The sequence below is a fragment of the Leifsonia virtsii genome, assembly GCF_030433675.1.
Taxonomy (GTDB): Bacteria; Actinomycetota; Actinomycetes; order Actinomycetales; family Microbacteriaceae; genus Leifsonia; species Leifsonia virtsii.
Map to the genome: position 1 here is coordinate 514,884 of NZ_JAROCB010000001.1, position 15,047 is coordinate 529,930.

12 protein-coding genes are annotated in these 15,047 nt (G+C 72.2%); all 12 read left to right on the plus strand.

The window, feature by feature from the left end; genetic code table 11:
• The first annotated feature begins 1 nt into the window (after nt 1).
• The 12 genes from carA to P5G59_RS02580 all read left to right on the plus strand — a co-directional run bounded on the left by carA (nt 2) and on the right by P5G59_RS02580 (nt 15,041).
• Complete coding sequence (gene carA / locus P5G59_RS02525; RefSeq protein ID WP_301215635.1) at nt 2-1,168, plus strand: glutamine-hydrolyzing carbamoyl-phosphate synthase small subunit; 1,167 nt, start codon at nt 2-4, stop codon at nt 1,166-1,168.
• Nucleotides 1,168-4,455 (plus strand): carbamoyl-phosphate synthase large subunit, encoded by a 3,288-nt coding sequence (gene carB, locus P5G59_RS02530; RefSeq protein WP_301215637.1) that lies wholly within the window; start codon nt 1,168-1,170, stop codon nt 4,453-4,455. Before carA ends, carB begins: the two co-directional genes overlap by 1 nt.
• Nucleotides 4,452-5,315: an orotidine-5'-phosphate decarboxylase gene (gene pyrF / locus P5G59_RS02535; RefSeq protein WP_301215639.1), complete on the plus strand. Its 864-nt coding sequence runs from the start codon at nt 4,452-4,454 to the stop codon at nt 5,313-5,315. The genes carB and pyrF overlap by 4 nt, the downstream gene beginning before the upstream one ends.
• Nucleotides 5,308-6,231, plus strand: a complete 924-nt coding sequence (gene gmk, locus P5G59_RS02540) for a guanylate kinase (protein WP_301215641.1) — start codon at nt 5,308-5,310, stop codon at nt 6,229-6,231. Before pyrF ends, gmk begins: the two co-directional genes overlap by 8 nt.
• Before the next feature lie 106 nt (nt 6,232-6,337).
• Nucleotides 6,338-6,598, plus strand: a complete 261-nt coding sequence (rpoZ, locus tag P5G59_RS02545) for a DNA-directed RNA polymerase subunit omega (protein WP_175336253.1) — start codon at nt 6,338-6,340, stop codon at nt 6,596-6,598.
• Between the two features lie 84 nt (nt 6,599-6,682).
• Nucleotides 6,683-7,987 (plus strand): bifunctional phosphopantothenoylcysteine decarboxylase/phosphopantothenate synthase, encoded by a 1,305-nt coding sequence (locus P5G59_RS02550; RefSeq protein ID WP_301216975.1) that lies wholly within the window; start codon nt 6,683-6,685, stop codon nt 7,985-7,987.
• A 70-nt stretch (nt 7,988-8,057) separates the two neighbouring features.
• Nucleotides 8,058-9,251, plus strand: a complete 1,194-nt coding sequence (gene metK / locus P5G59_RS02555; protein ID WP_301215645.1) for a methionine adenosyltransferase — start codon at nt 8,058-8,060, stop codon at nt 9,249-9,251.
• A gap of 2 nt (nt 9,252-9,253) precedes the next feature.
• Nucleotides 9,254-11,305, plus strand: a complete 2,052-nt coding sequence (locus tag P5G59_RS02560) for a primosomal protein N' family DNA-binding protein (RefSeq protein WP_301215647.1) — start codon at nt 9,254-9,256, stop codon at nt 11,303-11,305.
• A gap of 196 nt (nt 11,306-11,501) precedes the next feature.
• Nucleotides 11,502-12,419 carry a methionyl-tRNA formyltransferase gene (gene fmt / locus P5G59_RS02565; RefSeq protein ID WP_301215649.1) on the plus strand — a complete coding sequence of 306 codons (918 nt, stop codon included), beginning with the start codon at nt 11,502-11,504 and terminating at the stop codon, nt 12,417-12,419.
• Nucleotides 12,416-13,828: a transcription antitermination factor NusB gene (locus tag P5G59_RS02570; protein WP_301215651.1), complete on the plus strand. Its 1,413-nt coding sequence runs from the start codon at nt 12,416-12,418 to the stop codon at nt 13,826-13,828. The genes fmt and P5G59_RS02570 overlap by 4 nt, the downstream gene beginning before the upstream one ends.
• Before the next feature lie 265 nt (nt 13,829-14,093).
• Nucleotides 14,094-14,756, plus strand: a complete 663-nt coding sequence (rpe, locus tag P5G59_RS02575; RefSeq protein ID WP_301215653.1) for a ribulose-phosphate 3-epimerase — start codon at nt 14,094-14,096, stop codon at nt 14,754-14,756.
• 21 nt (nt 14,757-14,777) lie between these two features.
• Nucleotides 14,778-15,041 carry a phosphoribosyl-ATP diphosphatase gene (locus P5G59_RS02580; protein WP_175336247.1) on the plus strand — a complete coding sequence of 88 codons (264 nt, stop codon included), beginning with the start codon at nt 14,778-14,780 and terminating at the stop codon, nt 15,039-15,041.
• The last annotated feature ends 6 nt before the right edge of the window (nt 15,042-15,047 follow it).

The following is a 15,047-nucleotide window of genomic DNA, read 5'->3' on the forward strand; positions in this document are numbered from 1 at the left end:
CGTGCTCGCAACAGAACCAGCGGTGCTCGTCCTCGAAGACGGCCAGCGGTATGTCGGCCGGGCCTACGGCGCCCGCGGGCGCACGCTCGGCGAGGCCGTGTTCGCCACCGGCATGACCGGCTACCAGGAGACCCTGACCGACCCGTCGTACGCGGGCCAGATCGTCCTGCAGACGGCGCCGCACATCGGCAACACCGGCACCAACGACGAGGACATGGAGTCCCGCCAGATCTGGGTCGCCGGCTACGTCGTGCGCGAGCCCAGCCGCGTCGTGTCCAACTTCCGTGCCCAGCGCAGCCTCGACGACGACCTCGTCGCCCAGGGCGTCGTCGGCATCAGCGGCATCGACACGCGTGCCGTGACCCGCCACATCCGGTCGGCGGGAGCCATGCGCGCGGGCATCTTCTCGGGCGAGGACTTCGACCTGAGCGACAGCGAGCAGCTCGACCTCGTGCTCGCCGGTGCGCCCATGGCGGGCCGCAACCTCTCCGCCGAGGTCTCCACGGTCGAGCCGTACACGCTCCCCGCGGTGGGCGAGAAGGTCGGCTCCGTCGCGGTGCTCGACCTCGGTGTGAAGAAGTCCACTCTCGAGAACCTCGCTGCCCGCGGCCTCGACGTCCACGTCCTGCCGCAGCAGGTGTCGGCGCAGGATGTGCTGGGCCTGGGCGTCTCGGCCCTGTTCTTCTCGAACGGCCCCGGCGACCCGCAGGCCTCCGACAAGCACGTCGCCCTGCTGCAGGAGACCCTGCGCGCGGGCCTGCCGTACTTCGGCATCTGCTTCGGCAACCAGCTGCTCGGCCGCGCGCTCGGGCTCGACACCTACAAGCTGCCGTTCGGCCACCGCGGGATCAACCAGCCGGTGCTCGACAAGCGCACCGGCCGGGTGGAGATCACCGCGCAGAACCACGGCTTCGCCGTGAAGGCGCCGATCGACGCCGAGTTCGACTCGCCCGCCGGCTTCGGCCGGGTCGAGGTGAGCCACTTCTCGCTCAACGACCAGGTCGTCGAGGGGCTCAACTGCCTCGACCTGAACGCGTTCAGCGTGCAGTACCACCCGGAGGCGGCGGCCGGCCCGCACGACGCCAACTACCTCTTCGACCGCTTCCTGGACATGATTCGCGCCCAGCACAGCGCCGCGTCCAGCACCGAGAGCCAGGAGAACAACTGATGCCCAAACGCGACGACATCAACTCCGTCCTCGTCATCGGCTCCGGCCCGATCGTCATCGGCCAGGCGGTCGAGTTCGACTACTCGGGCACGCAGGCCTGCCGGGTGCTGAAGGCCGAGGGCGTGCGCGTCATCCTGGTCAACTCCAACCCGGCGACGATCATGACCGACCCCGACTTCGCCGACGCGACCTACGTCGAGCCGATCACCTGGGAGGTCATCGAGACGATCATCGCCAAGGAGAAGCCGGACGCGATCCTGCCGACCCTGGGCGGCCAGACCGCGCTCAACGCGGCCATGCAGCTGCACGAGCACGGCATCCTCGAGAAGTACGGCGTCGAGCTGATCGGCGCCAAGTTCGAGGCCATCCGGAAGGGCGAGGACCGCCAGATCTTCAAAGAGCTGGTCGTCGAGGCCGGCGCGGAGGTCGCCCGCTCGCACATCGCCCACACCGTCGACGAGGCGCTGGCGTTCGCCGAAGACCTCGGCTACCCGCTCGTCGTGCGCCCGTCGTTCACCATGGGCGGGCTGGGCTCCGGCTTCGCCCACACCCCGGAGGAGCTGCGCCGCATCGCCGGCGACGGCATCCACCAGAGCCCGACCAGCGAGGTGCTCCTGGAGGAGTCCATCCTCGGCTGGAAGGAGTACGAGCTCGAGCTCATGCGCGACACGGCCGACAACACGGTCGTCGTCTGCTCGATCGAGAACGTCGACCCGGTCGGGGTGCACACCGGCGACTCGATCACCGTGGCGCCCGCGCTGACGCTGACCGACCGCGAGTACCAGCGGATGCGCGACATCGGCATCGACATCATCCGTGCGGTCGGCGTCGACACCGGCGGCTGCAACATCCAGTTCGCGGTGAACCCGGAGAACGGCCGCATCATCGTCATCGAGATGAACCCGCGCGTGTCCCGTTCCTCCGCCCTTGCATCGAAGGCGACCGGCTTCCCGATCGCCAAGATCGCGGCGAAGCTCGCCATCGGGTACCGGCTCGACGAGATCCCGAACGACATCACCAAGGTCACCCCGGCGAGCTTCGAGCCGACGCTCGACTACATCGTCGTCAAGGTGCCGCGGTTCGCGTTCGAGAAGTTCCCGGCCGCCGACCCGACCCTGACCACGACCATGAAGTCGGTGGGCGAGGCGATGGCGATCGGCCGCTCGTTCACGAGCGCGCTGCAGAAGGCGCTGCGGTCGCTGGAGAAGCGCGGCTCGTCCTTCCACTGGGGCCCGCAGACGCGGACGGTGGAGGAGCTGCTCGCCTCCATCTCGACCCCGACCGACGGCCGCATCGTCGACGTGCAGCAGGCGCTCCGCCTGGGCGCGACGCCCGAGCAGGTCTTCGAGGCGACCAAGATCGACCCCTGGTTCATCGACCAGATCGTTCTGATCAACGAGGTCGCCGATCAGATCCGGGACGCTCCGACCCTCGACACCGACACGCTGCGATTCGCCAAGGACCACGGCTTCTCCGACGCCCAGATCGGCGAGCTCCGCGGCTTCGGCGAGGCCGACGTGCGCGAGGTGCGGCACATCCTCGGCGTCCGGCCGGTCTACAAGACGGTGGACACCTGCGCCGGCGAGTTCCCCGCGCTCACGCCGTACCACTACTCCAGCTACGACCTGGAGACCGAGGTCGAGCCGAGCGACAAGCGCAAGGTCGTCATCCTGGGCTCGGGCCCGAACCGCATCGGGCAGGGCGTCGAGTTCGACTACTCCTGCGTGCACGCGTCGTTCGCGCTGCACGACGCCGGGTTCGAGACGATCATGATCAACTGCAACCCGGAGACGGTGTCGACCGACTACGACACCAGCGACCGGCTCTACTTCGAGCCGCTGACGCTGGAGGACGTGCTGGAGGTCATCCACGCGGAGTCGCAGACCGGCGAGCTGGTCGGGGTCGTCGTGCAGCTCGGCGGCCAGACCGCGCTCGGGCTCGCGAAGGGCCTGGAGGCCGCGGGCGTCCCGATCCTCGGCACCACGCCCGAGGCGATCGACCTGGCGGAGGAGCGCGGCCTGTTCGCCGAGATCCTCGAGAACGCCGGACTGGTCGCTCCGCGCAACAGCACGGCGGTCGACTACCCGTCGGCCGCGCACGCCGCGGAGCAGATCGGGTACCCGGTCCTGGTGCGCCCGAGCTTCGTGCTCGGCGGCCGCGGCATGGAGATCGTCTACGACAACGCGTCGCTGGCGGACTACTTCGAGCGCGTCGCCGGCCAGGGCATCGTCGGCCCGTCGCACCCGCTGCTGGTCGACCGCTTCCTCGACGACGCGATCGAGATCGACGTCGACGCGCTGTACGACGGGGAGCGGCTCTACATCGGCGGCGTGATGGAGCACATCGAGGAGGCGGGCGTCCACTCGGGCGACTCCTCCTGCACCCTGCCGCCGATCACGCTCGGCCGCCGCGAGATCGACCGCGTGCGCGAGGCGACGCTGAAGATCGCCGAGGGCATCGGCGTGCGCGGCCTGCTGAACGTGCAGTTCGCGATCGGCGCGGGTGTGCTCTACGTGCTGGAGGCCAACCCGCGCGCGTCGCGGACCGTGCCCTTCGTGTCCAAGGCGCTCGGCATCCCGCTGGCGAAGGCGGCCTCGCGGGTCATGGTCGGCGAGACCATCGCCGGGCTGATCGCGGAAGGCCTGCTGCCCGAGCAGGACGGCTCGCTCATCCCGATGGACTCGCCCGTCGCGGTCAAGGAGGCCGTGCTGCCCTTCAAGCGGTTCCGCACCGCTGAGGGCACCGTGGTGGACTCGGTGCTCGGCCCCGAGATGCGCTCGACCGGCGAGGTCATGGGCATCGACAAGGACTTCCCGACCGCGTTCGCGAAGAGCCAGTCGGCCGCGTACGGCGGGATGCCGCTGACCGGCACGGTGTTCGTCTCGGTCTCCGACCGCGACAAGCGCGCCGTCGTGCTGCCGGTGCTCCGCCTCCACCAGCTCGGCTTCGGGATCGTCGCGACCGAGGGCACCGCCGAGGTGCTGAACCGCAACGGCATCGAGGCGCGCATCGTGCGCAAGCACAGCGAGGCGCAGGAGTCGGGCGGAGACTCGATCGTCGACATCATCAACCGGTCCGAGGTGGATGTCGTGATCAACACCCCGAGCGGCCGCTCGGCCCGCGCCGACGGCTACGAGATCCGGGCCGCCGCGGTGGCCGCGGACAAGCCGCTGTTCACGACGATCGCGGAGCTGAGCGCGGCGGTGGCCTCGCTCGACGCCATCCGCGAGGGCTTCGACGTGAAGTCGCTGCAGGAGTACGCGCGAGAGAGGCTCGCCCGAGCATGACGTTCGGCGACCGGCTCGCGGCGGTATTCGCCGAGCGCGGCCGGCTGTGCGTCGGCATCGACCCCCACGCCCACCTGCTGGAGGCGTGGGGGCTGCCGGCCACGGCCGACGGCCTGCGCTCCTTCGGGCTCACCGCGGTCGAGGCGGTCGCCGGCCGTGCGGGCATCGTCAAGCCGCAGGTGGCGTTCTTCGAGCGCTTCGGCGCGGCCGGCTACGCCGCGCTGGAGGACGTGCTCGCCGCAGCGCGAGCGGCCGGTCTGCTCGTGATCGCGGACGTCAAGCGCGGCGATATCGGCACCAGCGTCACGGCCTACGCGGAGGCCTGGCTGACGCCCGGCTCGCCGCTGGAGGCCGACGCGATGACGGTCGCGGCCTACCAGGGCGTCGGCTCGCTCGCCGACGCGATGGCCCTCGGCGAGAGCGCGGGGAAGGGCTTGTTCGTGCTCGCGGCGACCTCGAACCCCGAGGCCGCGGCGGTGCAGCAGGCGGTCGTGCAGTCCGGGCCGCGGGCGAACCAGTCCGTCGCGCGTGCGATCATCGAAGACGTGCATGCATTCAACCAGGAGCAGTCCGGGCCGCGCCCGTTCGGATCCGTCGGGCTGGTGCTCGGGGCGACCGTCGACCTGGCGGACTATGGCATCGACGTGGCGACGGCGGGGGAGCGGACGCCCGCCCTTCCGGTGCTCGCGCCGGGGTTCGGCCACCAGGGCGCCCGGGTGGAGGATGCGGCGCGCCTGTTCGGCTCGCTGGCGTCCGGGGTCATCGTGAGCGAGTCCCGTGGGCTGCTCACCGCCGGACCCGCCGGTCTCGCGGACGCCGTGGCGCGCCGCGCCGAGGAGGTGCGCGCCGCGCATGTCTGAGGCGTCGAACCGCCCGGCCCCGCCCGAGGTGGACCGCCGCGCGGCCTCGCAGGCGGCCGTCGCCGCCCGGCGCGCGCGGGCGGCCGTGAAGGCTGCGATCGCCGCGCGCGAGCTGTCCCCGCTGACCGTGCTCGATCGTGCGACCGCCGACCCCGAGGGTGTCGAGGGCCGGCTAAGGGTGACCGAGTTCCTGCTCAGCGTCCCCGCCATCGGCACGACCAAGATGGAGGAGGCACTGAAGCGGCTCTCCATCTCGCCCGCCAAGCGCCTCGGCGGCCTCGGCCGTCACCAGCGGCTGCGGCTGCGGCAGTTCCTCATCGAGCGGGAGAACCGCTCGGAGCGCCAGCGGAACCGCCTCGTCGTGCTCGCCGGGCCGACCGCGGTCGGCAAGGGGACCGTGTCCACGTACATCCGGGAGAACTATCCGGACGTGCTGCTCTCGGTCTCGGCGACCACGCGCAAGCCTCGCCCGGGCGAGGTCGACGGGGTCAACTACTACTTCGTCGACGACGCCGAGTTCGACCGGATGATCGAGGGCGGCGAGCTGCTGGAATACGCGACCGTGCACAATGCGTACCGGTACGGCACGCCCCGCGCCCCGATCGAGAAGGCGCTGGCCGAAGGCCGGAGCGTGCTGCTCGAGATCGACCTGCAGGGCGCCCGCCAGGTGCGCCGGTCGATGCCGGAGGCGCGGCTGATCTTCCTGCTGCCGCCCACCTGGGAGGAGCTGGTCCGGCGGCTGATTGGGCGCGGCACCGAGGACCAGGCCGAGCAGCAGCGCCGGCTGGAGACCGCGAAGGTCGAACTGGCCGCCCAGGACGAGTTCGACTACCGCGTGGTCAACCACGACGTCGCGACCGCCGCCCGCGAGGTCGTAGACTTGATGAAGGTCCGCGCGGCGCCGTCGCGTCCGTAGGCCGTCCTCCGCGCCGCCCCAGGCAGCGCCCACCGAGCCCGGTCGTGCCGCCACGACCGCCCGATCCCGCGTGATCGCGTGATCGATCAGAACAAGGAGCAGCCGCATGGCAACCAGCAACAACGGCATCATCGACCCGCCCATCGACGACCTGCTGTCCCGCGTCGAGTCGAAGTACGCGCTCGTGATCTTCGCCTCCAAGCGCGCGCGCCAGATCAACGACTACTACGCCGACCTCCACGAGGGCAGCCTGTTCGACAACGTGGGCCCGCTGGTCGACTCGTCGGTCGACGACAAGCCCCTCTCCGTCGCGCTGCACGAGATCAACGAGGACAAGCTCGTCGTAAAGCCGATCGCCGCCGAGTAAGGGCGGACGTACCGCAAGACGTCGCACCGGGTCCGGCCGCAGCCGGCGCCCGGCCGAGGAGAGGTGCCGCCGTTGAGCCCACGATTGACCGTCGTCGTCGGAGTGACCGGCGGCATCGCCGCATACAAAGCCGTCGGAGTCATCCGCGCCCTGGTCCTCGAAGGGCACTCGGTGCACGTGGTCGCCACGGAGAACGCGCTGCGGTTCGTCGGCCGGCCCACCCTGGAGGCGATCAGCCGCAACCCGGTGGCGACCGACCTCTACGAGGGGGTCGCCGAGGTGCGGCACGTGGCCATCGGGCAGTCGGCCGACCTCATCGTCATCGCTCCGGCGACGGCGAACACCATCGCCAAGCTGGCGGCCGGCCTCGCCGACGACCTGCTCGGCAACACGGTGCTCGCCTCCACGGCCCCGCTCGTGATCGCCCCGGCGATGCACACCGAGATGTGGCGCAACCCGGCGACGGTCGCCAACATCGCGACCCTCCGTGCCCGCGGCGTCACCATCGTCGGGCCGGCGAGCGGCCAGCTGACCGGCACCGACTCCGGGCCCGGACGCATGGAGGAGCCGGAGGTCATCGTCCGCGCGGCCCTGCGTGCCGCCGGGGCGACCCCGCGCGCGGTGGAGGCGCCCGCGCCGATCGCGCTCCCGTCCGGAGCCGCCGCGGTCAACGACGTGGTCGTGCTCTCCGAGCGCCGCCGCGCCAACGAGGCCGCCCGCCTGCCGCGCGGCGGAGTCGACCTCGCCGGCAAGCGCGTGGTCGTGACCGCCGGAGGGACGCGCGAGCCGCTCGATCCCGTCCGCTTCCTGGGCAACCGGTCCAGTGGCCGCCAGGGCGTCGCGATCGCGAGCGCCGCGCAGGCCCGCGGCGCCGACGTCGTGCTCATCGCTGCGCACCTCGAGGTGGAGCCGCCGGAGGGCGTGGAGCTGATCCAGGTGCAGACCGCGCTCGAACTGCAGGAGGCCGTCGAGGAGGCCGCCCGGGCCGCCGACATCGTCGTGATGACCGCGGCGGTGGCCGACTACCGTCCGGCCGAGACGCAGGACGCCAAGATCAAGAAGTCCGACCACGGCGACCGTTTGACCCTCGAGCTCGTCGCCAATCCCGACATCCTCGCGGGGCTCTCGGCACGCAAGCGCGACGGACAGGTCGTCGTGGGCTTCGCCGCCGAGACCGAGCCGGACCCGCAGGCCCTCATCGACCTCGGCCGTACCAAGCTGGAGCACAAGGGCAGCGACTTCCTGGTGCTCAACCAGGTGGGCTGGACCCACGGCTTCGCAACGGAGAGCAATGAGGTCGTGGTCCTCCGAAAGGGCGGCGATATAGTGATGGAGGCCTCCGGGAGCAAGCTGTCGGTGGCCGACCGTATCCTCGACGTCATCGCCTGACGGGCACCGCTCGACAGGCTCGCGCCGGGAGCATCCGGTCGCGCTCGCATCCCGTCGACCAGGAAGAACCATGGCAGATCTGCGTCTCTTCACGTCCGAGTCCGTGACCGAAGGCCACCCCGACAAGATCTGCGACCAGATCTCGGACAGCATCCTGGATGCGCTGCTGACCGTCGACCCGCACAGCCGGGCGGCCGTCGAGACGCTCGTCACCACCGGTCTCGTGCACGTCGCCGGCGAGGTGACCTCGAACGGTTACGTCGAGATCCCCGCGATCGTCCGCAACAAGCTGGTCGAGATCGGCTACGACTCGTCCGACGTCAGCTTCGACGGCACGCAGTGCGGCGTCTCGGTGTCGATCGGCGCGCAGTCGCCCGACATCGCGCAGGGCGTCGACAACGCGCTGGAGACGCGCGCCGAGCAGAGCCACGACGACCTCGACCGCCAGGGCGCGGGCGACCAGGGCATCATGTTCGGCTACGCGACGACCGAGACGCCGCAGTACATGCCGCTTCCCGTGTGGCTGGCGCACCGCCTCGCCGAGCGGCTCGCCGCCGTGCGCAAGGACCGGACGCTCGACTACCTGCGGCCGGACGGCAAGACCCAGGTCACCATCGGCTACGAGGGCGCCGTGCCGAAGTCGGTGCAGACGGTCGTGCTCTCCACGCAGCACGCCCCGCAGGTGTCGAACGAGCAGCTGCAGGCGGAGATCGTGGAGGAGGTCATCCGTCCGGTGCTGCACGGCGCGGGCCTCGACTCGTCGCACGTGCGCACGCTGATCAACCCGACCGGACGGTTCGAGATCGGCGGCCCGAAGGGCGACGCCGGGCTCACCGGCCGCAAGATCATCGTCGACACCTACGGCGGGGCCTCCCGCCATGGCGGCGGCGCCTTCTCGGGCAAGGACCCGTCGAAGGTCGACCGCTCGGCGGCGTACGCCATGCGCTGGGTCGCCAAGAACGCGGTCGCCGCGGGCCTGGCCGACCGGCTCGAGGTGCAGATTGCGTACGCGATCGGCAAGGCCGCGCCCGTCGGGCTGTACGTGGAGACGTTCGGGACGGCGACGGTGCCGGAGGAGCGCATCATCCACGCCATCCGCGAGGTGTTCGACCTGCGGCCGGCGGCGATCATCCGCGACCTCGACCTGCTGCGCCCGATCTACGCGCAGACGGCGACCTACGGCCACTTCGGCCGCGAGCTGCCCGACTTCACCTGGGAGCGCCTGGACCGCGTCGACGACCTGCGCTCGGCCGCGGGGCTGTAGCGGTGGCGGCGGCCGGACGGGTCGCCCGGGTCGTCATCGACTCCCCGCTCCCGCAGCTCGACCACCTCTTCGACTACAGCATCCCGGAGGAGCTCGCGGAGGAGGCCGTCCCCGGTGTGCGCGTGCGCGTGCCTCTGCGGTCGGCCGGGCGGGTCGCGGACGGTTTCCTGGTCGAGGTGGGCGATCCGGACGACGGCTTCGAGGGCGCCCTGAGCCCGCTGGAGGCGGTCGTCTCGCCCGCGCGAGTCCTCACCCCCGGCGTCTGGCGTCTCGCCCGGCGGCTGGCCGACCGCAGCGCGGGTACCGCGAGCGACATCCTGCGCCTCGCCGTGCCCGGCCGCATGGTGCGCGTCGAGAAGGCCTGGCTCGCCGCCCGCAGCTCCGGAGTTCTTCGACCCGACACGCCGGCGGAGGGTGGAACAACTCCGGAGGCGACGGCAGGGGTGCGGGGGTACGGGGAGCGGGTGCTCGAGGAGGCGGTGGCGCGGGACGAGCGGATCGCGCTGCGTGCCATCCCGCGACTCGTGCCGTTGCCCGACGGGACCTGGGTCGGGGAGTGGGCGGTGACGCTCGCCTCCCTCGCGACCGACTGCTGGCGCGGGGGACGCACGGCGATCGTCGCGGTGCCGGACCACCGCGACCTGGAGCAGCTGTCCGCGGCACTGGCGGCGGTCGGGGCGACCGAAGCGGTCGTGCGCGCGGACGCCGGCCAGCCGAACGCCGACCGCTACCGCGGATTTCTGGAGGCGCTGTCCGGTCCGCGCATCGTCATCGGCAACCGGTCGGTCGTGTACGCGCCCGCCGAACGGCTCGGACTCATCGTGGTCTGGGAGGACAGCGACCCGCTGCACGCCGAACCGCTCAGCCCCTATGTCCACACCAGGGACGCGGCGCTCGTGCGGCAGGAGCTGGAGGGCTGCGCACTCGTGCTGAGCGGCAACATCCGGAGCGTCGAGACCCAGCGTCTGGTCGAGCTCGGCTGGCTGCGCGACGTCGGACCCGAACGGGTGACGACGGCGAAGGTCGTGCTCACCGCCAATCAGCAGGCGGACGAGCCCGCGGCGCGTGCCGCGCGCATCCCGTCGACCGCGTGGCGCACCGCTCGGGAGGCACTGACCGGCGACAGCGGACGGCCGCGCGGCCCTGTGCTGGTGCAGGTGGCGCGCCCGGGCTATGCGCCGGTGATCGCCTGCGCGAACTGCGGACAGGCGGCGCGCTGCATGAACTGCCACGGCCCGCTGCACCAGACGCGCGCCGGCGCTCCGCCGTCGTGCACGGTGTGCGGACGGCTCGCCACGGACTGGCGTTGCGAGCACTGCGAGCACACTCGGTTCCGGCTGGTGACGGTCGGCTCCGGGCGCACCGCGGAGGAGCTGGGACGTGCGTTCCCCGGCACGCGCGTCATCCTGGCCGACGGCGACCACCCCGTTCAGCGCATCGGCCCGGCGCCCGCGCTCGTCGTCGCCACGCGTGGCGCGGAGCCGATCGCCGAGGGGGGTTATCAGGCGGTGCTGCTGCTCGACGGTGAGCGGATGCTGGCGCGCGAGAGCCTGCACGTCGCCGAGGACTGCCTGCGCTGGTGGCAGAGCGCCGCAGGCCTCGCCGCGCCCGGTGCGCCGACCGTGCTCGTCGGCGTCTCGGGGCCCCTCGCGCGCGACTTCGCCACCGGACGTCTGGTCGAGTTCGCCCACGAGGAGCTGGTGGACCGCCGCGAGCTGCGGTTCCCGCCCGCGGTGCGCCTGGCGTCGGTGACCGGCGCCGAAGCGACCGTGGAGGAGGTGCTCGCCGCGGTCGACCCCGCCCTGCTCATCGACGTGCTCGGCCCCGCGGCGGTCGAGCCGGAGGGCGGGCCGGCCCGGGCCACCCGGGCGACGAACGACCAGGTGCGGGCGGTGCTGCGCTTCGAGTACGCCCGCGGAATGGAGGTCGCGGCCGCGGTGCGCGCCGCCGTCGTCAAGAACGCGACGCGCCGCCGCCGCGCGCCGGCCGGAAAGCCGGGCTACCGCCCGGCGCCGTCCCTGCGCGTGCGCTTCGACGACCCGGAGATCCTGTAGCCCTGCATCTATGGGACGCAACACGCCGCTCTCGTTCGCGGGAAGCGGCGTGTTGCGTCCCATGGATGCGCGGCGGGCAGGCGGGCAGGCGGGCGTGCGGTTGGGCGGGCACAAGCGCCCGCCCGCCCGCCGCGTCGCGTGGGGGGCACCCCGGGCGCGCGCGGTAGGCTTGGTGGCCGTCCCGAAACGGAGGAACATGCGCATCGTCTTCGCCGGCACCCCCGCGGTCGCCATCCCGTCGCTTGCGGCCGTCGCGGCCCGCCACGAGGTGGTCGCGGTCATCACGCGCGAGGATGCTCCGCTCGGGCGGAAGCGCGTGCTCACCCCGTCTCCGGTCGCCGCGGAGGCCGCGCGGCTCGGTCTCCCCGTGATCAAGGCAAACCGGCTGCGCGAGGAGGTCACCGAGCGCATCGCGGAGCTGCAGCCCGACCTCGGGGTCGTCGTCGCCTACGGCGGTCTGGTGCGGGAGCCGCTGCTGTCGCTTCCGCGCCTCGGATGGGTCAACCTCCACTTCTCGCTGCTCCCGCGCTGGCGGGGCGCCGCCCCCGTACAGCACGCGGTGATCGCGGGCGACGCCGAGACCGGCGCCGCGGTCTTCCACCTCGTGCCCGAGCTGGATGCCGGCGACGTCTACGCCGAGCTGCGCCGCCCGATCGGCCCCGACGAGACCGCGGGTGAGCTGCTCGACGCCCTCGCGGTCGAGGGCGCGGCCCTCCTGGCCGACACGACCGACGCCCTCGCGGTCGGCACCGCCGTCGCCGTTCCGCAGCAGGGCGAGATCACCGTTGCCCCGAAGCTCTCGCTCGACGACGCCCGGCTCGACCTGACCCAGCCGGCGGAGCGCGTCTACGCACGGCTGCGCGGCGTCACGCCTGAGCCCGGCGCCTTCGCCCTGCTCGGCGGCGAGCGGTTCAAGCTCCACGCGGCGCGCCGCACCATCGACGAGCCGCCCCTCGCGCCGGGCGCGGTCGAGGCCCGCGGACGCCGCGTGCTGCTCGGCACCGGCACCGACCCGCTGGAGCTCGTCACGGTGCAGCCTGCCGGCAAGCGCGCGATGCCCGCGGCCGACTGGCTGCGCGGCGCCGCATCCCCGACTGGGCTGGTGCTGTCATGACACCGCAGAACCGCTCCGGCCACGCTGGGCGTGCCGCCCGCCCGCAGCAGACCCGCGTGCAGCCGTCGCGCCAGGTCGCCCTGGACGTGCTGCAGGCTGTGCGCGAGTCGGACGCGTACGCGAACCTGCTGCTGCCGACCCGCATCGCCCGCGCCGGATTGTCCCCGGCGGACGCCGCGCTCGCCACGGAGCTCACTTACGGCACTCTGCGCCTGCAGGGCTTCTACGACCGGGTCATCACGATCGCCGCAGGACGCCCGGTGGACCGGATCGACCCTCCGCTGCTCGACGTGCTGCGCCTCGGTGCCCACCAGCTGCTCTCCACCCGGGTCGCCGCGCACGCGGCCGTCAACGAGTCCGTCGGTCTCGCGCGCACGGTCGGCAGCCGCTCCGGCACCGGCTTCGTCAACGGCGTGCTCCGGGAGGTCGGCCGCCATACCGTCGAGGAGTGGCGGGATGAGGTCGCCCGGCGCGCGAAGAACGACGACGACCGCCTCTCCGCCCTGTACTCGCACCCGGTCTGGATCGTGCGCGCGTTCCGGCGGTCGCTCGAGAACGAGGGCCGGGGCGAGGAGCTGGAGAGCCTGCTGGAGGCCGACAACACCGCGCCGCGCGTCAACCTGATCGCGCTGCCCGGCCTAGCCGAGATTCCGGACGACGCGCGACCCGACCGGTTCTCGCCGCCGGGGTTCACCGCGGGCGGGGGAGACCCGCAGGGGATGGTGGAGGCCGCCGAGGGCCGCATCCGGGTGCAGGACGAGGGGTCGCAGCTCGCCGCGCTTGCGCTGACCCGGGCTCAGGCCGTGACGCCGGGGGAGCGCTGGCTGGACCTGTGCGCCGGCCCGGGCGGGAAGGCCGCGCTGCTCGCCGCCGAGGCCCTCGCGGGCGGAGCGGAGCTCGTCGCGAACGAGCTCGTCCCGGCGCGGGCCCAGCTGGTGCGCCGCGCGCTGGCGGCTGTGCCGCTCGACGTGCCGGTGTGGGAGCTCGACGGCACCGTCGTCGGGCGCGAGCATCCCGAGTCGTTCGACCGCATCCTCCTCGATGCGCCCTGCACGGGCCTCGGCGCGCTGCGGCGTCGCCCGGAGGCGCGCTGGCGGAAGACCCCGCGCGACGTCTCCGAACTGACCGCCCTCCAGACCGCGCTGCTCGACTCCGCGGTCGCGGCGCTGAAGCCGGGTGGCCTGCTCGCCTACGTCACGTGCTCGCCGCACGTCGCCGAGACGCGCGCGATCGTCGCGGACGCGCTCAAGCGCCACGGCGACGTGCTGGAAGCGGAGGAGACGGCGACCATCGTGCAGGGTCTCGCCGCAGAGCGGCTCGACCTCGCCGGCGACCCGGCGGCCGTGCAGCTGTGGCCGCACCGGCACGTGACGGATGCGATGTTCATCGCGCTGCTGCGCAAGCGCTGACGGCAGAGGGGAGTGGCGGAGGCCTTGTGTGCTGATCATGCCCTCCACCTTCCCGGGGAGCGGTCCGGTGGTTCGCTCGACGTCCGAATCTGTGGAGAGATCGCCGCCGGCTCCGCCTGTGTGCACCAGCGCTCGAACGTTCGAATCTCCGTCTCGGCGGCCTCCGGTCGGAGATTTCGAACAGCTCACAGCCGAATCTCCGCCGAACACAGTCGAGAAGCCAGCCGAGAACGCACACGAAAACCCAGGCGAATAGGCTGGAGGCATGGCACCCCTGCGCATCAACCCCAGCATCCTCGCGGCCGACTTCGTCAACATGCAGAGCGAGCTGGAGCGCATCTCCACCGCCGACCTGGTGCACGTGGATGTGATGGACAACCACTTCGTGCCCAACCTGACCTTCGGGCCGCAGATGGTGGGCCGCATCCAGGACGTCAGCCCGATCCCGCTCGACGTGCACCTCATGATCGACGACCCCGACCGCTGGGCCCCCGGGTACGCCGAGCTCGGCGCGTACTCCGTCACCTTCCACGCCGAGGCCGCGGCCGACCCGGTCGCGCTGGCCCGGGAGCTGCGGGCGAGAGGCGCCCGCGCCGGCATCGCGGTCAAGCCCGGCACCGGGATCGAGCCCTTTCTCGACCTGCTGGAGGAGTTCGACCAGGTGCTCGTGATGACCGTGGAGCCCGGTTTCGGCGGCCAGTCCTTCATGCCGGAGACCATGCCGAAGCTGCGCGCGCTGCGCGAGGCGGTCGAGGCGCGCGGCCTCGACGTCTGGCTGCAGGTGGACGGCGGGATCACCGAGGAGACCATCGTCACGGCCGCGGCCGCGGGCGCCGACACCTTCGTCGCCGGCTCGAGCGTCTTCCGCGGCGAGCCCGCCGAGCGGATCACCGCCTTGCGCGACGCCGCCGCGGCGCACGCGCACTGACAGTCCCGCTACGCTAGAACGGTGAAAACCTTCGACGACCTCTTCGCCGAGCTGACCGAGAAGGCGCGCACGCGTCCGGAGGGCTCCGGCACGGTCCGCGAGCTCGACGCCGGCGTGCACGCCATCGGCAAGAAGATCGTCGAGGAGGCCGCCGAGGTGTGGATGGCCGCGGAGTACGAGTCCGACGAGGCCCTCGCCGAGGAGGCCTCCCAGCTGCTCTACCACCTGCAGGTGCTGCTGCTCGCGAAGGGCCTGACGCCGGCCGACGTGTACCGACATCTGTGATGGGCC

Excerpts from the sequence above, each read along its gene's own strand:
- carB (WP_301215637.1), top strand. The coding sequence starts at position 1,168 with ATGCCCAAACGCGACGACATCAACTCCGTCCTCGTCATCGGCTCCGGC.
- fmt (WP_301215649.1), top strand. The coding sequence starts at position 11,502 with ATGCGCATCGTCTTCGCCGGCACCCCCGCGGTCGCCATCCCGTCGCTT.
- rpoZ (WP_175336253.1), top strand. The coding sequence starts at position 6,338 with ATGGCAACCAGCAACAACGGCATCATCGACCCGCCCATCGACGACCTG.
- metK (WP_301215645.1), top strand. The coding sequence starts at position 8,058 with ATGGCAGATCTGCGTCTCTTCACGTCCGAGTCCGTGACCGAAGGCCAC.
- rpe (WP_301215653.1), top strand. The coding sequence starts at position 14,094 with ATGGCACCCCTGCGCATCAACCCCAGCATCCTCGCGGCCGACTTCGTC.
- gmk (WP_301215641.1), top strand. The coding sequence starts at position 5,308 with ATGTCTGAGGCGTCGAACCGCCCGGCCCCGCCCGAGGTGGACCGCCGC.
- pyrF (WP_301215639.1), top strand. The coding sequence starts at position 4,452 with ATGACGTTCGGCGACCGGCTCGCGGCGGTATTCGCCGAGCGCGGCCGG.
- P5G59_RS02570 (WP_301215651.1), top strand. The coding sequence starts at position 12,416 with ATGACACCGCAGAACCGCTCCGGCCACGCTGGGCGTGCCGCCCGCCCG.